This window comes from Aliihoeflea sp. 2WW, assembly GCF_000497755.1.
GTDB lineage: Bacteria > Pseudomonadota > Alphaproteobacteria > Rhizobiales > Rhizobiaceae > Aliihoeflea.
Window position 1 is genome coordinate 19308 of sequence record NZ_AYOD01000016.1, and the last position, 20681, is coordinate 39988.

General features: G+C 65.5%; 18 protein-coding genes and 1 riboswitch. Of the genes, 12 read left to right on the top strand and 6 right to left on the bottom strand.

Translation table 11 applies throughout. The features are described 5' to 3' along the window. Positions 1-141 precede the first annotated feature (141 nt). From ALII_RS0110430 to ALII_RS0110455, 6 genes are all read left to right on the top strand, one after another. The gene (locus ALII_RS0110430) at positions 142-1329 is read left to right on the top strand and encodes an acetyl-CoA C-acetyltransferase (protein WP_024587265.1); all 1188 of its coding nucleotides are present in this window, start codon (positions 142-144) and stop codon (positions 1327-1329) included. A gap of 117 nt (positions 1330-1446) precedes the next feature. Beyond that, positions 1447-2169: a beta-ketoacyl-ACP reductase gene (locus ALII_RS0110435; RefSeq protein ID WP_024587266.1), complete on the top strand. Its 723-nt coding sequence runs from the start codon at positions 1447-1449 to the stop codon at positions 2167-2169. 468 nt (positions 2170-2637) lie between these two features. Next, positions 2638-5796, top strand: a complete 3159-nt coding sequence (locus ALII_RS0110440; RefSeq protein ID WP_024587267.1) for a helicase-related protein — start codon at positions 2638-2640, stop codon at positions 5794-5796. Then, positions 5797-6177 carry an RNA-binding S4 domain-containing protein gene (locus tag ALII_RS0110445; protein ID WP_024587268.1) on the top strand — a complete coding sequence of 127 codons (381 nt, stop codon included), beginning with the start codon at positions 5797-5799 and terminating at the stop codon, positions 6175-6177. Between the two features lie 128 nt (positions 6178-6305). Continuing rightward, the gene (fdxA, locus tag ALII_RS0110450; protein ID WP_024587269.1) at positions 6306-6644 is read left to right on the top strand and encodes a ferredoxin FdxA; all 339 of its coding nucleotides are present in this window, start codon (positions 6306-6308) and stop codon (positions 6642-6644) included. A 398-nt stretch (positions 6645-7042) separates the two neighbouring features. After that, positions 7043-7621, top strand: coding sequence for a CarD family transcriptional regulator (locus ALII_RS0110455; protein WP_024587270.1), 579 nt, complete (start codon positions 7043-7045; stop codon positions 7619-7621). Between the two features lie 134 nt (positions 7622-7755). On the opposite strand, the gene ALII_RS0110460 is transcribed toward ALII_RS0110455, so the two are convergent. Beyond that, positions 7756-8688, bottom strand: a complete 933-nt coding sequence (locus tag ALII_RS0110460) for an IS110 family transposase (protein WP_024587271.1) — start codon at positions 8686-8688, stop codon at positions 7756-7758. Between the two features lie 469 nt (positions 8689-9157). On the opposite strand from ALII_RS0110460, the gene ALII_RS0110465 reads away from it, so the two are divergent. Then, positions 9158-10018 (top strand): RNA polymerase factor sigma-32, encoded by an 861-nt coding sequence (locus ALII_RS0110465; protein WP_024587272.1) that lies wholly within the window; start codon positions 9158-9160, stop codon positions 10016-10018. A 1-nt stretch (position 10019) separates the two neighbouring features. Here the strand turns inward: ALII_RS0110465 and ALII_RS0110470 are convergent, their stop codons facing one another. The 4 genes from ALII_RS0110470 to thiB form a co-directional block, all read right to left on the bottom strand. Beyond that, positions 10020-11504, bottom strand: a complete 1485-nt coding sequence (locus ALII_RS0110470; protein ID WP_024587273.1) for a M48 family metalloprotease — start codon at positions 11502-11504, stop codon at positions 10020-10022. Positions 11505-11682: 178 nt separating this feature from the next. Next, positions 11683-12408 (bottom strand): thiamine ABC transporter ATP-binding protein, encoded by a 726-nt coding sequence (gene thiQ / locus ALII_RS0110475; protein WP_029660403.1) that lies wholly within the window; start codon positions 12406-12408, stop codon positions 11683-11685. Continuing rightward, entirely contained in the window at positions 12405-14012 is a 1608-nt protein-coding gene (gene thiP, locus ALII_RS0110480) for a thiamine/thiamine pyrophosphate ABC transporter permease (RefSeq protein WP_029660404.1), read from the bottom strand. The genes thiQ and thiP overlap by 4 nt, the downstream gene beginning before the upstream one ends. Positions 14013-14216: 204 nt before the next feature. Further along, a complete protein-coding gene (thiB, locus tag ALII_RS0110485) occupies positions 14217-15212 on the bottom strand; it encodes a thiamine ABC transporter substrate binding subunit (protein ID WP_024587276.1) in 996 nt (331 codons plus the stop codon). Between the two features lie 39 nt (positions 15213-15251). Further along, positions 15252-15353: riboswitch (TPP riboswitch) on the bottom strand. A 178-nt stretch (positions 15354-15531) separates the two neighbouring features. Between thiB and ALII_RS0110490 the strand changes: the two genes are divergently transcribed. After that, positions 15532-16557: a class I fructose-bisphosphate aldolase gene (locus tag ALII_RS0110490; RefSeq protein WP_024587277.1), complete on the top strand. Its 1026-nt coding sequence runs from the start codon at positions 15532-15534 to the stop codon at positions 16555-16557. Between the two features lie 174 nt (positions 16558-16731). Further along, on the top strand, positions 16732-17463 hold the full coding sequence (locus ALII_RS0110495) for an SGNH/GDSL hydrolase family protein (RefSeq protein WP_024587278.1): 732 nt from the start codon (positions 16732-16734) through the stop codon (positions 17461-17463). Here the strand turns inward: ALII_RS0110495 and ALII_RS22875 are convergent. Beyond that, positions 17450-17611 (bottom strand): hypothetical protein, encoded by a 162-nt coding sequence (locus ALII_RS22875; RefSeq protein ID WP_173401408.1) that lies wholly within the window; start codon positions 17609-17611, stop codon positions 17450-17452. The genes ALII_RS0110495 and ALII_RS22875 overlap by 14 nt on opposite strands. A 111-nt stretch (positions 17612-17722) precedes the next feature. On the opposite strand from ALII_RS22875, the gene ALII_RS0110505 reads away from it, so the two are divergent. From ALII_RS0110505 to ALII_RS0110515, 3 genes are all read left to right on the top strand, one after another. Then, positions 17723-19627 (top strand): propionyl-CoA synthetase, encoded by a 1905-nt coding sequence (locus tag ALII_RS0110505; protein WP_024587279.1) that lies wholly within the window; start codon positions 17723-17725, stop codon positions 19625-19627. 187 nt (positions 19628-19814) lie between these two features. Next, on the top strand, positions 19815-20000 hold the full coding sequence (locus tag ALII_RS0110510) for a hypothetical protein (RefSeq protein WP_024587280.1): 186 nt from the start codon (positions 19815-19817) through the stop codon (positions 19998-20000). Then, positions 20001-20651 (top strand): Fic family protein, encoded by a 651-nt coding sequence (locus tag ALII_RS0110515; RefSeq protein ID WP_024587281.1) that lies wholly within the window; start codon positions 20001-20003, stop codon positions 20649-20651. The last annotated feature ends 30 nt before the right edge of the window (positions 20652-20681 follow it).

The window sequence follows — 20681 nt, forward strand, 5'->3', positions numbered from 1 at the left end:
TATGCGCAAAAGGCGGGCAATTGAAAGCGCTTTGTGCAGCGCACGTAAACCCATCCCCGGTTTGACTTGGGCGCGCCGAAACGGCAAGAAATGCGTCAAAGCGCATTTTGGCGCTCCCTCATCGTTCCGGAGTAACCCGACATGTCTGAGATGAATTCGATCGTCGTCGCCAGCGCCGCGCGCACGCCCGTCGGCTCTTTCAACGGCGCCTTCGCCACCGTTCCCGCCCATGAGCTCGGCGCAATCGCCATCAAGGGCGCGCTCGAGCGTGCGGGCGTCGACCCGAAGGATGTCGACGAGGTGATCATGGGCCAGATCCTGCAGGCTGCCCAGGGCCAGAACCCCGCACGCCAGGCCGCGATGGCCGCCGGCATCCCGCAGGAAGCGACCGCCTGGAGCATGAACCAGTTGTGCGGCTCGGGCCTGCGCGCCGTCGCGCTCGGCATGCAGCAGATCGCGACCGGCGACGCGAAGATCATCGTCGCCGGCGGCCAGGAATCCATGTCGATGGCGCCCCATGCAGCCTATCTGCGCTCCGGCCAGAAGATGGGCGACTTCAAGATGATCGATACCATGATCAAGGACGGTCTGTGGGACGCCTTCCACGGCTACCACATGGGCAACACGGCCGAGAACGTCGCCCGCCAGTGGCAGCTCTCGCGCGACGAGCAGGACCAGTTCGCTGTCGCCTCGCAGAACAAGGCCGAGGCGGCGCAGAAGGAGGGCCGCTTCAAGGACGAGATCGTCCCGGTCACCATCAAGGGCCGCAAGGGCGACACCGTCGTCGATCAGGACGAATACATCCGCCACGGCGCGACGCTCGACGCCATGGCGAAGCTGAAGCCCGCCTTCGACAAGGAAGGCACGGTCACCGCCGCCAACGCATCCGGCATCAATGACGGCGCCGCCGCCGTCGTCCTGATGAGCGAGGCGGAGGCGAAGCGCCGCGGCATCACCCCGCTCGCCCGCATCGTCTCCTGGGCGACCGCCGGCGTCGATCCGCAGATAATGGGCACCGGCCCGATCCCCGCCTCGCGCAAGGCGCTCGAGAAGGCCGGCTGGTCGGTCTCCGACCTCGATCTCGTCGAAGCCAACGAAGCCTTCGCCGCGCAGGCCTGCGCGGTCAACAAGGACATGGGCTGGAACCCGGAGATCGTGAACGTCAATGGCGGCGCCATCGCCATCGGCCACCCAATCGGCGCGTCCGGCGCCCGCGTCTTCAACACGCTGCTCTTCGAGATGAAGCGCCGCGGCGCGCAAAAAGGCCTCGCCACGCTCTGCATCGGCGGAGGAATGGGCGTCGCCATGTGCGTGGAAGCCATCAACTGAGGAAAATGACGGGAGTAGGGGAGTAGGGCATTAGGGGAGTAGGGGGCAGCCTGGATGTCCCTAATCCCCTACTCCCCTACTCCCCTACTCCCCCAACAAAATGGGAGGAGAACCTATATGACCCGAACAGCACTCGTCACCGGCGGCTCGCGCGGCATCGGCGCGGCCATTTCCGTCGCGCTCCAGAATGCCGGCTACAAGGTCGCCGCGACCTATGCCGGCAATGACGAAAAGGCCGAGGCCTTCAAGAAGGAGACCGGCATCCCCGTCTTCAAATGGGACGTGTCGAGCTACGATGCCTGCAAGGCCGGCATCGAAAAGGTCGAGGCCGCGATCGGCCCGATCGACGTGCTGGTCAACAATGCCGGCATCACGCGCGATGCCATGTTCCACAAGATGACGCCCGACATGTGGAACGAGGTGATCAACACCAATTTGACCGGCCTCTTCAACATGACGCATCCCGTCTGGACCGGCATGCGCGAGCGCAAGTTCGGCCGTGTCATCAACATCTCCTCGATCAACGGCCAGAAGGGCCAGATGGGCCAGGCGAACTATTCCGCCGCCAAGGCCGGCGATCTCGGCTTCACCAAGGCGCTCGCCCAGGAAGGCGCCAAGGCCGGCATCACCGTCAACGCCATCTGCCCCGGCTATATCGGCACCGACATGGTGATGGCCGTGCCGGAAAAGGTCCGCGAGAGCATCATTTCGCAGATCCCCGTCGGCCGCCTCGGCGAGCCCGCCGAAATCGCCCGCTGCGTCGTCTTCCTCGCCTCCGACGAAGCCGGCTTCATCACCGGCTCCACCATCTCGGCCAATGGCGGCCAGTTCTTCGTCTGATCTCGACGGATGGCGGGTTTTCTCGAAGGGGACCCCCACCTTGTATCCCTCCCCACAAGGGGGAGGGAGGCCGTCAGCGCCGCGATTTTATGGCAAGCCAGTCATCCGGTTTGAAGGTGGGGTTCAACGCCGGCGAACTCCCTCCCCCTTGTGGGGAGGGATAAAGGGTGGGGGTCCCCTTCGCCAAAAATGTTCACATCCGGTGCACTCCCTGTGCAAACACGGTGGACAAACTTCCCAAACGTGACCCCGAATCCCACCCAACTAGAACAGACCATGAATCCCCCGAGTCAGCGATTCGGTCCCGGTTCGTTCGGGACTCGTTCCGGTTGCACGCACACCGGCACTCTGGCGAATGACACCACGACACACTATGTGGGGCCGGCATCCCGCCCGGCCATTCACTTGCGCCCACCGCGATGCTAACCGTTCTCGACGACAGTCGGCCGGAAAGGCCCTATTGATTAGATGAACATCCAGCCCCGCCCGTCGCAGCCCCTGATCCTGTCTGGCCGCGACGTGACCGCGATCCTCGGTCCGACCAATACCGGCAAGACCCATCTGGCGATCGAGCGCATGGTGGCGCACGAGACGGGCGTCATCGGCCTGCCGCTGCGCCTGCTCGCGCGCGAGGTCTATGCCCGCGTGTGCGAGAAGGTCGGCGAGAAGAAGGTCGCGCTTATCACCGGCGAGGAGAAGATCGTCCCGCCCGGCGCGCGCTATTCCGTCTGCACGGTCGAGGCGATGCCGCGCGAGACGGACGCCGCCTTCGTCGCCATCGACGAGGTGCAGCTCGCCGCCGACCTCGAGCGCGGCCACATCTTCACCGACCGAATCCTCCATCTTCGTGGCCGTCAGGAAACGCTTTTGCTCGGCGCCGCCACCATGCGCGGCATCCTGGAAAAGCTCCTGCGCGGCGTCTCGGTCGTCACCCGGCCGCGCATGTCGCATCTGGCCTATGCCGGCTCGAAGAAGCTGACCCGCCTGCCGCGCCGCACGGCGATCGTCGCCTTCTCGGCCGACGAGGTCTACGCCATCGCCGAGCTGATCCGGCGCCAACGCGGCGGTGCCGCCGTCGTCCTCGGTGCGCTCTCGCCGCGCACCCGCAATGCGCAGGTCCAGCTCTACCAGTCCGGCGACGTCGACTATCTCATCGCCACCGACGCGATCGGCATGGGCTTGAACCTCGATGTCGACCATGTCGCCTTCGCCCAGAACCGCAAGTTCGACGGCTTCCAGTATCGCGAGCTGACCCCGGCCGAGATGGGCCAGATCGCCGGCCGCGCCGGCCGGCATTTGCGCGACGGCACGTTCGGCGTCACCGGCCAGGTCGATCCCCTGGCCGACGAGCTGGTGGAGCGCGTCGAGGCGCATAATTTCGACAGCGTGAAGGTGCTGCAATGGCGCAGCGCCGAATTCGACTTCTCCTCGCTCGATGCGCTGAAGCGCTCCATCGACACCGTTCCCCCCGTCGAGGGCCTGACGCGCGCGCTGCCGGCGGTCGACGCCAAGGCGCTCGACATCCTCTCGCGCGACGAGCGCGTGCGCGACCTGGCGAACACGCCCAGGCGCGTCGCCATGTTGTGGGATGCCTGCGCCCTGCCGGATTATCGCCGCATCGCGCCGGCACAGCACGCCGAGCTCATCGGCTCGATGTTCATCGACCTCGCCACCAAGGGTCATGTCGACGCCGACTACATGGCCGAGCAGGTGCGCCGGGCGGATTCGACCGTCGGCGACATCGACGCGCTGTCGCACCGGATCGCCCAGATCCGCACCTGGACTTTCGTTTCGAACCGGCCGGGATGGCTTGCAGACCCGGTCCACTGGCAGGAAAAAACACGCGATATCGAGGACAGATTGTCCGATGCGCTTCACGAGCGATTGACGAAACGCTTCGTAGACCGCAGGACATCCGTGCTGATGCGGCGCTTAAGAGAAAACAGTATGCTTGAAGCTGAAATCAATCCGACCGGCGAGGTCCTCGTCGAGGGCCACCATGTGGGCGAGCTCCAGGGCTTCCGCTTCACCGCCGACCAGAAGGCGGAAGGCGAGGACGCCAAGGCCGTTCGCACCGCCGCGCAAAAAGCGCTGGCGACCGAGTTCGAATCGCGCGCCGAGCGCTTTTCCGCATCCGCGAACGGCGATTTCGCGCTGACGGCGGATGGCCTCGTGCGCTGGATCGGCGCGCCCGTCGCCACGCTGACGGCCGGTGACGATCCGCTGCGCCCGCGCGCGATCCTGCTCGCCGACGAACAGTTGACCGGCCCCGCGCGCGACAAGGTCGCCGCCCGCATCGAGCGCTTCGTCAACTACCAGATCGAGACGGCTCTCAAGCCGCTCTTCGATCTCCAGGCCGCCGAGCAACTTTCCGGCATGGCGCGCGGCATCGCGTTCCAGCTCGTCGAGAATTTCGGCCTCCTGAACCGCCGCGACGTGGCCGAAGACGTCCGCGGTCTCGATCAGGAAGCCCGCGCGGCCTTGCGCCGTCTCGGCGTGCGCTTCGGTGCCTTCCACGTTTTCGTGCCGGCCCTCTTGAAGCCCGGTCCGGCCGGCATCGTCACGCTCCTCTGGGCGCTGAAGAATGACGGCAAGGACAAGCCCGGCTTCGGCGATGTCGTCAACGCGCTCGCCTCGGGCCGCACCTCGGTCGTCGTCGACCAGGCGATCGACCGTGAATTCTACCGCCTCGCCGGCTACCGCAATCTCGGCCGCCGCGCCGTCCGCGTCGACATTCTCGAGCGCCTCGCCGACCTGATCCGCCCCGCACTCGGCTGGAAGGCCGGCAGCGGCGCCCGGCCGGAAGGCGCGTTCGACGGCAACGCCTTCCTCGTCACCCCGGCGATGATGTCGATCCTCGGCGCGACGTCCGAGGACATGGACGAGATTCTCAAGGGCCTCGGCTATCGCGGTGAGACCAAGCCCGAGGCGGAGGTAAAGGCAAAGCTCGACGCGTTCGACGCCGAGGCGCGCGCCAAGGCCGAGAAGGCTCCCGAGAATCCGGAAGCGGCTCCGGCCGAAAGCGCCGATAGCGCTGATGCCGTGCCGGAAGACGCGCAGCCGACCGAGGAACCCGCCGCCGAGCCGGCCGCGGAAGTCGCAGCGGAACCGGTGGCCGAAGCGCCTGCCGAGCCCGCAGCCGAAACCCCGGCAGACCCTGTCGCCGAGCCTGCGACCGAAACGGCAGTGCAGGAGCCTGCCGCCGGCGAAGAGCCCGAGGCGCCGAAGACCATCACCATCTGGCGGCAGGGCCGCTTCGAGGGCCGTCCGCGCCGCGAGCAGGGCAATCGCAACGAGCGCGGCAACGCCCGCAATCGCGGCGCCGCGCCGGCCGAGGGCGAAGCGCCCGGCGAAAAGCGCGCCTTCCGCGGCAAGCCGCGCGGCGACGCACCCGGCCGTTCGGAGCGCGGTCCCGGCAACGGCCCGCAGCGCGGCCGCGACGAGAGGCAGCGCGGCGGAAAGCCCGGCGGCCAAAGGGACGGCAAGCGCGATGGCCAAAGGGACGGCAAGCCGTCCGGCGAACGCCGCTGGGAAGCGCAGCCGCCGCGCGACGCCAAGCCGGCGAAGCTCGATCCGGATTCGCCCTTCGCCAAGCTCGCCGCGCTCAAGGAGCAGTTGAAGAAATAGATGGAAGGAACCGCCCGCCAGCGGATCGACAAATGGCTGTTCTTCGCCCGCGTGGTGAAGTCCCGTTCGCTGGCGGCGAAGCTCGTCCAGTCCGGCAAGGTCCGGCTGAACCGCGAGAAGATCGCCCAGGCGGCGCAGGCCGTGAAGCCCGGCGACGTCCTCACCATCTCGCTCGACCGGCGCATCCTCGTCCTAAAGATCCTTTTTCCCGGCACGCGCCGCGGCCCGTTCGAGGAGGCCCGCACCCTCTACGAGGACCTCTCGCCATCGCCCGAGGCCAAGGCGGCCGCACCGGCGCCCGTCGCCGAGCGCGATCCCGGGTCGGGCCGGCCGACCAAGCGCGAGCGCCGCGAGATCGACCGTTTCGAAGGCCGGGATTGAACCGGAGAAATTCATTCCTCGGCGGCCGGTGCTGGCGCAACGCCCGACCCTTGTCACGGCGTCCCGAACTCGCTACGTGACCAGCCGACAGACTTTGCAGCGCCTTTGGAAGGCCGGAGCCGGCACGTATGACCTACCTCGTCACCGACAATTGCATCAAGTGCAAGTACATGGACTGCATCGAGGTGTGCCCGGTCGACTGCTTCTACGAAGGCGACAACATGCTCGTCATCCATCCCGACGAGTGCATCGATTGCGGCGTCTGCGAGCCGGAATGCCCGGCCGAAGCCATCAAGCCCGACACCGAGCCGGGGCTCGAGAAATGGCTTGAAATCAACACCGAATACGCCCAGAAGTGGCCGAACATCACGGCCAAGAAGGAGCCGCCGGCGGACGCCAAGGAGTTCGACGGCGAAGAGGGCAAGTTCGAGAAATATTTCTCGGCCGAGCCCGGTACGGGCGATTAGATCTGAGAGCCCGCCCGGCATCGACGACTGAGTCGCCGCTTCTGCCCGATCTGCGGCATCGCGCCGCAGCCGACGCGAATCACGACGCGCCTTAGCGGCGCTGGCGTTGCGCGCCTAGTGCAAATGGTTGATTCTGTCCACATTTTGTGTTACACAATCACGACATGCCGGTGACAAACGTCGATTCATTGCGCAAGCGCACTAATCACTGAAGGGTGGGACAAAATTCGGACCAGGGCGATCTGGGCCGCGCTTCACCCTTTCAGGTGAGTATGGCTCTATCCTTGGCACCCGTGTCCCACTTTCTTGTCCCGACACCATGCTGGCCGGTTTCACCGGCCGTTTCCGGATGACCGGCCCTGTCAGAGGCCGGTATCGCAACAGGGAGTATCGGGCGTATGGCAACCCAGCAGAAGAAATCCGCGGCGCGTAACGGTTTCAAGACCGGTGAGTTCATCGTCTATCCTGCCCACGGCGTGGGCCAGATCGCGACGATCGAGGAACAGGAAGTCGCGGGCCACAAGCTGGAACTCTTCGTCATCGATTTCCAGAAGGACAAGATGCGCCTGAAGGTGCCGGTCGCCAAGGCCGTCTCCATCGGCATGCGCAAGCTGTCCGAGACCGATTACGTCGACCGTGCGCTCAAGGTCGTCCAGGGCCGTGCCCGCGTCAAGCGCACCATGTGGTCGCGCCGCGCGCAGGAGTATGACGCGAAGATCAATTCGGGCGACCTGATTTCGATCTCCGAAGTCGTGCGCGACCTCTACCGCGCCGAGAACCAGCCCGAGCAGTCCTACTCCGAGCGTCAGCTCTACGAAGCGGCCCTCGACCGCATGGCCCGCGAGATCGCCGCCGTCAACCGCGTCTCCGACACGGAAGCCGTACGCCTGATCGAGGTCAATCTGAACAAGGGTCCCAAGCGCGGCGCCAAGGCCGACAACGAAGAGACCGAGACCGAGCAGGAAGAAGCCGCATAAGGCTTTCCCGTCCCGTCGCATTGAACGAAAGACCCGGCCTCGCGCCGGGTCTTTTCGTTTCGGTGCTCTCAGCGGGGGCGTCATCCCGGCCGAAGTCCGAGCGCAGCGAGGCGAGAGCCGGCAACTGTATTGTTTCATGCCGCGTATGGTGTTTTCGACCGCAACATTGCATTGAGCGTGACGAGGATTTTGCGGGCGAGCGCGATGAGGGCGACCTTGGCGGGTTTGCCGGCATTGCGCAGCCTGTCGTAGAAGGCTTTCAATGGGGAGCGGGTGCGCAGAGTGACGACGGCTGCCATGTAAAGTGCCTGCCGGACGCGCCGCCTGCCGCCGCGGATCGAACGCTGTCCGCGCCTCGTGCCGCTGTCCTGGTTGACCGGGGCGAGGCCGGCCAGCATGGCGATCTGTCTGGCCGGGCGGCATCCCAGTTCCGGCAGAAGCCCGATCAGGACGGCCGCCCCGACCTCGCCGATGCCGGGCGTCGAGCGCAGCAACGTCTCGGCCTCGGTGAGTTCGCTCGAGGCTCTGACGAGATCGCGAATGGCGGCCTCGATCTCGCCGACCGCCCGATCGAGCCAGTCGAGATGTGCGTCGAGGCCGGCGCAGACGACCGGGTCGGCCGCCGCCATCCGGCGTAGTCTCTTTTGCTGGCGCATCGCCACCAGCTGATCGCGTCGCTTGTTGAGAAGATTGAGCTTTTCGCGCGTGTCGTCTGGCACCGGATCCGGCGCAAGGCACAGGGCCCGGCCCATTTCGGCCAGCATTGCGGCATCGATGGCGTCGGTCTTGGCGAGCCGGCCCGTCGCCCGGGCAAAGTCGCGGGCACGCTGCGGGTTGACCCGCACACAGGCGACGCCCGCCGCCGCCAATGCATGGCGCAGGCATGTGTCATAGACGCCGGTCGCCTCGAACACGACGATGACGTCGCGTCCTGCCAGCGTCGCTGCGAACGCGGCGATCGCCGGCTCGCCATTGGCCACCCGCGCAGCCCGTTCCAGCGCCGGGTCGGCGATGTCGAGCCATGCCTTGGAGATGTCGATTCCAATCCAGGACGGTGTTATGCTCATGGTGCCTGCCCCTGTGATGCGAGGTCCGCGCCAACGGCCTCGTGCAACTGTTCAGGTGTATCAAAGCGGGCGGGGACCAGAGCCGGATATCGGTCTCAAGACCAGGGACCCAACGGTCTCCCGCCCGCAGCCACTATGACATGGACACGATACACAGGGACCCATTCCGTGACCCTGAAAATCAAGGGAATGGGTCCCGGATAGCCGATCTCCGCTCCGCTCCGATCATCTTCCGGGATGACCCCGGCCCGGCACTATCTCGAAAAGTTGACGCGCAAGGATCGCCGCGCTTCACGCCCGCATGGAACCGCAGCACCGGCGCCGCGTTTGAAACATGCGCGCAAAAATTCGTGCGCTGCGTCAATATCGGACGGCAGGCAGGGACGGATTATGCTGCTCGATGATCCGAAATTTGGTGCGGCCCGTAGAGAAGACAAGACCACGCTGCAACATCGGGAGCGGTCCGGCCATGGAAAGTAGCTCAAGAAGTTCGATGATCCGGGCGGCCATGAAGGCGCCCTATCTCGCTCGCGAGGAGGAGCTCGAACTGGCGATCCAGTGGAAAGAGAACCGCGACCAGAACGCGCTCCACAAGATCACCACCGCCCACATGCGCCTTGTCATCTCGATGGCCTCCAAATTCCGCCATTTTGGCCTGTCGATGAGCGACCTGATCCAGGAAGGTCACGTCGGCCTGCTGGAGGCCGCCGCCCGCTTCGAGCCCGACCGCGAAGTCCGCTTCTCGACCTATGCGACCTGGTGGATAAGGGCGTCGATGCAGGACTACATCCTGCGCAATTGGTCGATCGTTCGCGGCGGCACCTCGTCGGCGCAAAAGGCGCTGTTCTTCAATTTGCGCCGCCTGCGCGCCAAGCTGCAGAGCGGCCCCGAGAACCTTTCCAACGCCGATCTCTACCGCCAGGTCTCCGCCGCGCTGGGCGTCAACGAGGCCGACGTCGCGGTCATGGATGCACGCCTCTCCGGCCCCGACACCTCACTCAACGCGCCGGTGATGGACGATTCGCCCGGCGGCACGGACCGCATGTCCTTCCTCGTCTCCGACGCGCCGCTTCCCGACGAGGTGGTGGCCGAGACGATCGACACGGAGCGCCGCAGCCAGTGGCTGTCGGGCGCACTGTCCGCGCTCAATCCACGCGAGTTGAAGATCATCCGCGAGCGCCGCCTGCGCGAAGACGGTGCGACGCTCGAATCGCTCGGCGAACGACTCGGCATATCCAAGGAGCGCGTGCGCCAGATCGAAAGCCGCGCGATCGAGAAGCTGCGCACCGCCCTCGTCAACGGCAACCCGCACATGGCCGCCAGCGCCTGATCTATCGATCCGAGACGATCTTCACCCGGTCGCCGACCGAAAGGCTGGCGCCCGGCCCGAGCCCGTTGAGCAACTGGAACAGCTCCATCGGCCGGTCCGTCCCGACCATCCGTCCCGCCATCGAGGCGACATTGTCGCCCGCGCCGACCGGCACGACGCGAATGCGCAGCGGGCGGATCTGCGCCTTTTCCGCATCCGAAATCGTCCGGAAGCTCGCCGCCACCGAACCGGCGACCGCCTGCAGATTGTTGCTGGCGAGCGGCGCGGCGGTGAGCAGACGATAGACCTGCCGGCCCGAGCGGATCAGCGTCACGTCGAACTGCCAGCCCTCGGCGCGCGCCTGCGCGTTCACCGCCTCGTTGCCGTTGATCGTCGTCTGCCGCACCGAGGCCGGATCGAGCCCCGCCACCCAGCCGGACTGGACATAGTCGGAAAGCGACTGGCGCGGCTCCACGGTCACCCCGTCGAAGCGCACGGCCATGTCGCCCGGCCCAGCTGCGGTCACGGCCGCGGCCGAATTGTCGATCACGAAGCCCTGCGGCACGTCGAAGGAGATGCCGAGGATCGGATGGACGAAGGACGTGCCGCGCACGAAGCCTTCTTCGGGCGTGTCGCCGAACAGCATCCCGTCGATCCCGTCGAGGAAGGAATTGCGCTCGCGATTGCCGACGCCCGGCATGCCGAACTGGCGCGCATGGCGGGTGGCGAGGTCGATGCGCTGCGGCGGGTTGGGGTGGCTGGCGAGGAAATCGAGGCTGCGATTGGCCGAGGATTCCACTGTGCGCGATTCCGCATAGGCCGCCATCGACTGCAGGAACCGCGACGCGGCATAGGGGTCGTATCCGGCGCGCCCGATCGACTTGATGCCGATCGCGTCGGCCTCCAGTTCCTGGTTGCGCGAGAACTGCGCGAGCCGTAGCTTGCCGCGGATCAGCGCCACCTGCCCGCCCGTGTCGCCGCCGCCCAGGACGTCGGAGACGACGCGCGCGGCGAGCACCTCCTCGGCTTCCTTCTGCTGGCGCTGGATGCCGTGATTGGCCGTCACATGCGCCATCTCGTGCGCGACGACGGCCGCGACTTCCGCCGAATCGTTGGCGAGCGCGAGCAGCCCGCGCGTCAGGTAAAGGAACCCGCCCGGCAGCGCGAAGGCGTTGATGTTGGGCGAGTTGAGGATGGTGATCTGGTAGGTCTGGTTGGGGTTTTCCGGGTCGAGCGTCAGCGAACCGACGATGCGCGCGATCGAGCGCTCCAGCTTCGGATCGGAATATTCGCCGCCATAGGTGGCGAGGATGCGCGGATGCTGCTCGCGCGCGATGGCGGCCATGCGGTCGTCGCGCGTCACGCTGTCGACGGTCACCGGATTGGCGGAAGGCCGGAACGCGTCCTCGCTCAGCGAGGCGGCGTCGAACGCCTGGCAAGAGGTCAGCGCCGTCGCCAGCATCAGGGCGATCGCAAGCCGGCCGAGGCTTTTCGGCCCGGCCTTCATGCCCAGATCAGGTTCGATCGCTCGTGCGGCCAGATCGGCCTCCCCACTCTTCGACGGGACTCGCGTGGACGGTCGCGGGATGCTCGCGCAGACACCAGAATCCGTGCGGAAAGACAAGTCCCCTTCAGCCTCACCGCTCTGTGCCTCGCGAATGTGGTGACATGCGGGCGTCTTGCCGTCAAACCGCGGGCAGGCGGCCCGCATAGTCGCGGAAAACGACCGGCGCGTCGGGACCGAAGAAGGTTTCGGCCGGCCCGTCCGCCGCCACCGCGCCATCGGCGAGGAAGATGATTCGGCCCGCAAGTGCGCGCGCATCCTCCGGCTGGTGCGTGACGAAGACGATCGTCATGCCGGTCTTGGCGGCAAGGGCGCGCACCAGATCCACCATCTCCGCCCGCAGCGCCGGCCCGAGCGAGGCGAAGGGCTCGTCGAGAAGCAGAAGGGGCCGCTGCCGCACCAGCGCGCGGGCAATGGCGACGCGCTGCCGCTCGCCGCCCGAAAGCTCCGAGGGCAGCCGTTCTTCCTTGCCGGCAAGCCCGACATCGCCCAGCGCCTCGGCTATGTCTGCCCGGTCCTGCGCCGAGAGTTTCAGCGCTGGCGAGCGACCGAGCCCGACATTCTGCGCGACGGTCAGATGATGAAAGAGATTGTTCTCCTGGAACACCATCGAGACCGGCCGCTTCGCCGGGTCGAGCCCCGTCACGTCCGCGCCGTCGATCAGGATGCGCCCCTCCTGCGGCTCCTCGAAGCCGGCGACAAGATGCAGCAGCGTCGACTTCCCCGATCCGCTCGCCCCCAGAAGCGCGACGACACTCCCCGCCGCGATGTCGAGATCGAAGCGCATCTCCGCCCCGCCCGGATAGGCGAAGCGCACCTTGTCGAGTTGCAACCGCGCGCCCGTCATGTCCGCCTTCGCCCGAACCATTCGGCCGCCAGCATGAGGATCAGCGTCAAAAGCGCAAGCATCAGCGCGATGCCCGCCGCATCGGCCGTCCGATAGCTGCCCATCCGTGCCAGCAGGAGGTATGGCAGCGTCTGCACCGCATCAGATCCGAACAGCGCGATGACGCCGAGATCGCCGAGCGACAGCGCCATGGCGAAGGCGAAGGCGGTGCCGAGCGGTCGGCGCATCAGCGGCCAGTCGACGAGCCGCAATCGCGAGAAACCGCTCAAGCCCAGCGAGGCCGACAGCCGATCATAGCGCGCCGCCGCCGCATCATGCGCCGGACGAATGACCCGCAGCGCAAATGGCAGCGCCATGACGGCGTTGACCGCCACCACCATCGGCGCCGCCAGCGCCAGCACGTTGCCCGATTGCCGCAGAAGGATGAACCAGCCCGCCCCGACGACGATCGGCGGCACGACAAGCACGAAACCCGCGCCCGTATCCATCGCCCGTTCCAGAAGCCCTGCCGGCCCGCCGCGCCGCGCCGCTTCCATGCGCTGGCGCGCCCGCACGAGCGAGACGGCAAGAAGCAGCGTCCCGCAGGCAGCGAGCGCGGAAAGCTGAAGACTGGTCATCGTTGCCGCGTGAACGGCCGGGTCTGCGGCAAGCCGCGCCAGATCCGCCCGCAGCCCGGAAATCATGATCGCCGCCATCGGCGCCGCGACGAACAACAGCGCGAGCAGGATCGGAACCCCGTCTGCAACCCGCCCGGCCCAGCCCCGCTGCGCCGGCCGCCGCGCGGCAATTCCGACCGTCGCGTCAGCCACCAGATCGCCGCCTGCCTTGCGCAGTGCCAAGACGGCGACGAACGTCAGCGCGACCTGCACCGCCACCAGCGCCACGGCGCGCGCCGGGTCGAAATCGAACCGCAGCGCCTGGTAGATCGCGACCTCCAGCGTCGTCGCGCGCGGCCCACCACCGAGGATCAGGACGATGGTGAAAGACGTCACGCACAGCATGAAGACCAGCCCCGCCACGCCGGCAAGGCTCGCACGCAGCACCGGCCATTCGACGAAGCGAAAAATCGCCCAAGTCCCGAATCCGAGCTGACTCGCCAGCCGCCAGCGATCGTTCGGCACCGTGTCGAGCGCCTGCAGGAAAAGCCGCGTCGCCAGCGGCAGGTTGAAGAAGGCATGCGCGACGAGGATGCCCGACAGCCCGTAAATCCCCTGCCAGCGTGCGCCCGTCAGCACGGAGAGCGGCTCCGCCATCAACCCCGCCCGGCCCAACAGCGCCAGCACCCCCAGCGCCGCGACGATGGCCGGAAGCGCGAGCGGCACGGCGAACAGTGCCAGCAGCAATCGCCTCCCGAAAAAATCCGGCCGCCGCGCCAAGGCGCGCGCGACGAAGATGGCAGGGATGACGGAAACGAGCGTCGAGAGCGCGGCCTGCCAGAGCGTGAACCGCGCGACGCGCAACAGATATGGATCGAACGCACTGACCGCGCCTGAAAAATCTCGTCCAGCTTCGACGATGAGACCGACGAACGCGCCACCGACGAGAATGGCGATGGCGACGAGGGCGAGGGTGCCGGGCGTTACCGCCCCCGACCGATGCTTCATACCCAAGCCGTGCAGCGCACGCGCGAGACACCCCCCTCTGTCCTGCCGGACATCTCCCCCTCAAGGGGGGAGATCAAGCACGTCGCTTGTCCCGCCAAGATCGTCGATCCTTTCGCAGAACGACGACGAGACTGATCTCCCCCCTTGAGGGGGAGATGCCCGGCAGGGCAGAGGGGGGTGCCCAGGCGCAAGCGCTTCAACCCATCACCTGCTCATCACCCCCAACCACTCATCCACCCACGCGCTGCGCTTTTCCGCGATCTCCTCCGCCGGCAATTGCAGCGCGTCCTCCGGCGCCACCGCATCCTCGAACACCGGGTTCAGCGGCTCCGAAGTCGGCCCGGCGGGAAACATCCAGTTGTGCTCCGGAATCGCATCCTGGAACCCCGGCCCGGTCATGAACGCCAAGAACTCCTTCGTCAGCGGGTTCTCCGCCCCCTTCACCGTCGCCGCCGCAACCTCCACCTGCAGGTAATGCCCTTCCTCGAAGATCGCCGCCTGATAGCGATCGGTGCGCTCGGCGATCTGGTGGTACGCAGGCGACGTCGTGTAGGAGAGCACCATCGGCGCTTCGCCCGAAGTGAAGAGCCCGTAGGCCTCGCTCCAGCCGGGCGTCACGGTCAGCACCCGCGCCGACAATTTCTCCCACGCGGCCTCGGCCTCATCGCCATAGACCGCCTTCATCCAGAGAAGCAGGCCAAGGCCCGGCGTCGATGTGCGCGGGTCCTGGATGACGATCTTCTGCTGCGGATCGCCATCGACGAGTTCGGCAAGGCTGGCGGGCGGCGTTTCGATCGCCTCGGTGTCGTAGACGAAGGCGAAATAGCCATAGTCGAACGGCACGAACATGTCGTCCGTCCAGCCGCCCGGCACGGAGACGTTCTCCAGCGAAATGCCGTGCGGCGCGAACAGCCCGCTTTCCCGCGCCTCGTGCGTCAAATTCGTGTCGAGCCCGAGCACGATGTCGGCCTCTGTTCCCTCGCCCTCGAGCTTCAGCCGGTTCAACAGCGCGACGCCGTCTGCGGCGGAGACGAAATTCAAAGTGCAGCCGCACTCGGCCTCGAATGCGGTCTTGACCAGCGGTCCCGGCCCCCATTCGGCGGTGAAGCTCTCATAGGTATAGACCGTCAGCGTCTCCTGCGCAGTTGCGGGCAGCGAGATCGCCATGGCGATGGCCAGAACGGGAATGGATTTCATCATGCACCTTCCTTTCAAACATGGGTTGAAGGACAGGCGCTAAAATGGTTCGCGTCTAATCCCTCCGCCGGTACAAACCGGATCAGGTTCTGCGGGTTGGCATTCGCCTCTCAGCCGCATCGCGCGGCACCCCGTTAGAGTGCTTCAACACATAGAATGAGCGACCATCGGGCGCAAGATGCCCGCCTTTGCCGGTAACCATTTCGCGCTTCGATGGCATTTCCCGATCATTCAATCGATTGGAGCACTTGGCGCGGCATTCCGTTTGTCCAACCCATCTGCTATGCGCCTTTCCGATCATTTCATCAGGAGAATTTGCAAGATGACGGAACGTCTCGAAGACATCGCGCTCGCCATGGTCGCCGACGGCAAGGGAATTCTGGCCGCTGACGAAAGCTCCGGCACGATCAAGAAGCGTTTCGACGCCATCAAGGTTGAATCGACCGAAGAGAGCCGCCGCGACTATCGCGAGCTGATGTTCCGGGCCGACGACGCCATGAAGAACCACATCTCCGGCGTCATCCTGTATGACGAGACGATCCGCCAGAAGGCCGCCGACGGCACCCCGCTCGTCGACATCATCAAGGCTGCCGGCGCCATTCCCGGCATCAAGGTCGATGCCGGCGCCAAGCCGCTTGCCGGCTTCCCGGGCGACACGATCACCGAAGGCCTCGATGGTCTGCGCGAGCGTCTGGCCGAGTATTACAAGCTCGGTGCCCGCTTCGCCAAATGGCGCGCCGTCATCGACATCAACGAGGAAGAGAACGTTCCCTCCGCCACCGCCATCGACGCCAACTGCCACGCGCTCGCCCGCTACGCCGCGCTGTGCCAGGAAGCCGGCATCGTGCCGATCGTCGAGCCGGAAGTGCTGATGGACGGCGCGCACGACATCGACACCTGCTACGAGGTCACCAAGGTCACGCTCTTGCAGCTCTTCTCCGAGCTCTACGCCGCCGACGTCAATCTCGCCGGCACGATCCTCAAGCCGAACATGGTCATCCCCGGCAAGAAGTCCGGCACCAAGGCTTCGCCCGAACAGGTCGCCGAGATGACGCTGAAGGTCTTCCGCGAGACCGTTCCGGCTGCCATTCCCGGCATCGCCTTCCTCTCCGGCGGCCAGTCCGACGAGGAAGCGACCGCCAACCTCAATGCGATGAACGCGGCCGGCCCGCTGCCCTGGAAGCTCACCTTCTCCTACGGCCGCGCCCTCCAGGCCGCCCCGCAAAAGGCCTGGGCCGGCAAAAAAGACAACGTCACTGCGGCCCAGAAAGCCTTCGCCCACCGCGCCCGCATGAACGGCCTCGCCGCCCAGGGCAAGTGGTCGCCCGACCTCGAAAAGCAGGGCTGACTTCAGACGGCATCGCACAACGCCGACGCCCTCCTCCCCCTTGTGGGGGGGGATAAAGGGTGGGGGTCCCCTTCGCAGAAACCCATCCCCCACCCCCGGTCACAATGACGCAGAAGCTCGGATGCCCGCCATCCGGGCTTTTTCTTTCCGCCCCCGCGCTTTTATATACGCGCCATGCCCAGCCTTCTCCCCCTCCTCACCTGGCTCACCTTCCCCGTCTATGTCTGGCAGGGACTTACCGTGCGCCGTCGCATCGTCCGCATGCTGCCGGCTGAAGGCCCGGTCATCCACCGCATCGAGGGCACCGGCGACCCGATCAACCTCCTCGTCCTCGGCGATTCCTCCGCTGCATCCGTCGGCGTCGAATCGTCCGAACGCGGCCTAGCCGCCCGCATCGCCCACCGCGCGCATGAGGCGACCGGCCGGCCGGTCGTCTGGCGCGCCGCTGGCTTCAACTCCGCCACTGCCGGGCGCCTGCGCGACCATGTCGTGCCCAACATGGACCCCGGCCACTGGACGCATCTGGTGCTGACCGTCGGCTCCAACGACGCCAAGAATTTCCACACCGGCGCCCGCTTCAACCGCGAATTCGGCACGCTCCTTTATGCGCTGCGGGCGAAATGGCCCGAGGCGCGCGTCGTCTGGTCGCCGGTCGTCGAAATGTCGCTGATGCCGGCCCTGCCGCCCGCGCTCGGCCGCATCCTCGAAATCCGCGCCGGGCTCATCAACTACTGGGGCCATCGCCTGTGCCTGGAGCGCGGCGCCGTGCCCGCCACCCGCCTGCCAATCGACGACCCTGTCGCCGGTTTCTCGCTCGACGGCTTCCACGCGTCCGAAGCCGGGTACGATCGCTGGGCCGAGCACCTGCTCCCGTTGCTCCTGGACACGAGAATCACTGAGGCCTGATCAGCACCGTCAGCATCATCACCGCAATCGCCGCCACCGCGATCTTCCAGAAGTCGCCGCGCTTCTTCAGCCCCGGCAGGCCGAGCGGCTTGATCACCTGAACCACCATGGCGGCGATGAACAGGAACGCCACCACTTTCGTTTGCATCTCGGCTCCTCGCGATTCGACGCCCCCCTCATAGCAGCCCGTCCGACTTTTGCCGAACTGGACACGCCGCGCTTCTCCCGGCTACCAATTCGGGGCCAAGGGAGGAACCGCATGTCGCGCTATCATCAGGTCTACGAATTCTGGAAGTCCGACCCTGAAGCCTTCTGGCGCGACGCCGCCAAACTCGTCGACTGGACCCGCGAGCCAAACCAAATCTTCGACCCGTCCGCCGGCATCTACGGCCGCTGGTTCCCCGACGCCGAGTGCAACACCTGCTACAACGCCGTCGACCGACACGTCGAGCGCGGCCGCGCCGACCAGCTTGCCCTGATCCACGACAGCGCCATCACCGGCACGGTACGCAAATTCACATACGCCGAGCTCAAGGCCGAGATAGTCGCCCTCGCCGCCGTCTTGGCTGACAACGGCATCGGCAAGGGCGATGTCGTCATCATCTACATGCCGATGGTCGCCGAGGCCGCCATCGCCATGCTCGCCTGCGCCCGCCTCGGCGCGATCCATTCTGTCGTCTTCGGCGGCTTCGCCGCGCGCGAGCTCGCCACCCGCATCGACGACGCCAAGCCGAAAGCCATCATCACCGCCTCCTGCGGCCTCGAGCCCGGCCGCACGATCGCCTACCAGCCCCTCTATGACGGCGCGATCGACATCGCGAAGCACAAGGTCGAGACCGTCATCGTCCTCCAGCGCGAGCAACAACCCGCCGCCCTCACCCCCGGCCGCGACATCGACTACGCGTCTGCCACCGCAAAGGCCAAGGCGGACGCCCGCGACATCCCCTGCGTCACCGTCAAGGCGACCGACCCGCTCTACGTCCTCTACACCTCCGGCACGACCGGCCAGCCCAAGGGCGTCGTGCGCGACAATGGCGGCCATCTGGTCGTGCTCGCCTGGTCGATGGAAAACGAGTTCGGCGTCCAGCCAGGCGAGGCGTTCTGGGCGGCATCGGATGTCGGCTGGGTCGTCGGCCATTCCTACATCGTCTACGCCCCGCTCATCCATGGCTGCACGACGATCCTGTTCGAGGGCAAGCCCGTCGGCACGCCCGATGCGGGCACCTATTGGCGCGTGATTTCCGACCATGGCGTCGTCGCGCTCTTCACCGCCCCCACCGCCTTCCGCGCCATCAAGGGGCAGGACCCGAAGGGCGAGTTCGTCAAAAAATTCGACCTCACAAAATTCCGAACCCTGTTCCTGGCCGGCGAGCGCGCCGATCCCGAAACGATAAAATGGGCAGAAAACCAGCTCCAGAAACCCGTCATCGACCATTGGTGGCAGACGGAAACCGGCGCACCGATCACGCAGAACCCGGTCGGCCTGGGCAGCCTGCCGGTCAAATACGGCTCGCCCGGCGTGCCCATGCCCGGCTGGCAGATGGAAATCCTCGACGATTCCGGCCACCCCGTTCCGCGCGGCACACTCGGCAATGTGGTGGCGAAACTTCCCCTGCCCCCCGGCAGCCTGCCGACCCTCTGGCACGCAGACGAACGCTTCAAAAGCGCCTATCTCGCCGAGTTCCCCGGCTACTACAAGACCGCCGACGCCGGCATCATCGACGAGGACGGCTACCTCTTCATCATGGCCCGCACCGACGACATCATCAACGTCGCCGGCCACCGCCTGTCGACCGGCGCGATGGAAGAAGTCCTCTCCGAACACCCCGACGTCGCCGAATGCGCCGTCATCGGCATGGCCGACCCGATGAAGGGTCAGGTGCCCTGCGGCTTCGTCGTCCTCAACGCCGGCGTCGACCGCCCGGCGGCCGACATCGAACGCGAAATCATCGCCCTCGTCCGCAACCGCATCGGCGCCATAGCCGCCCTCAAGACCGTCGTCCCGGTCAAGCGCCTGCCGAAGACCCGCTCCGGCAAAATCTTGCGCGCGACGATGCAGAAAATCGCGGACCGGGAGGAGTGGACGATGCCGGCGACGATCGATGACCCGGCGATTTTGGAGGAGGTGGAGGTGGCGTTGAGGGGGAGGGGAATTGGGCGGTAATTTTTGTTCGCTTTTTGTTCCCTAGTAGCTCATGGCGATTATATATGTGACAAACCCGTTGCCGAACGCACTCATGGACTGAGCCATGCGAACTTTGCAGGAACCTATGCACCTTTTACAGGTTGATAACCTCAGTGAATTTATGGTTTTCTCTGAGCCAGATTCGCACGCTCCTGGGAGAAAAACGATGACCGCAGCTCTGGAAGCATTGGTTGCAAAAGCTCAAAAGATTCAAATGACTGAGGTCCAGTTGCGAGAGCAGCGCTTAAGTTTTGTCTACGGCAACACACACATTGAAAATGAACGAATCACGCGCGAGATGGTTGCCGCCGCAGACGAAAAGATTGAGCGAGAAGAATCGGCGGCTCGCTAAATGAGTGGTGACCGTCATAGTAGAGCGGATCCGGTCGAGCTGATTACCGATCCTGAGGAGAAAGCACGTCGCGAAGCAGAGAATGGTGTTAGGCAGTTTAAAGAGGCCCTCGGAATAATCCGAGCCAACATCAAAACTGGCGACGGCTCTCAGTTCAAACTCACTCAAGCGCTTCTGTTGCGACTGCAACAGAAAGCGCTCGACGGGATTCACCCTCTAGCCGGCACGTATCGAAACACCCCAGTCTATATCGACAAAAGCAATCATATCCCGCCACCACATACGGACGTTCCTGATCTGGTGTCCGATATGTGCGGATACGTGAACAACAACTGGCACATGTCAGCCATTCACTTGGCGGCGTATATTCTTTGGCGCATGAACTGGATACATCCATTCGCGGATGGGAATGGCAGGACCGCGCGCGTCGTTTCATATGTCGTGCTTAGCGTGAAATTGGACAGCCTCCTTCCCGGTACGCCAACCATTCCCGACCTAATCGCGGCTGATAAAGCGCCATATTATTCTGCGCTGGAAGGTGCTGATGACTCGTGGAAGAGGGAAATTGTTGCGGTAGCTGACATGGAGGCAATGCTGGAAGGTATGCTGGCTCAACAGCTATTGAGCGCCACCCAAGAGGCCTCACTTTAGGACTTATCTTTAGTCCTTGGTTTCAACCTC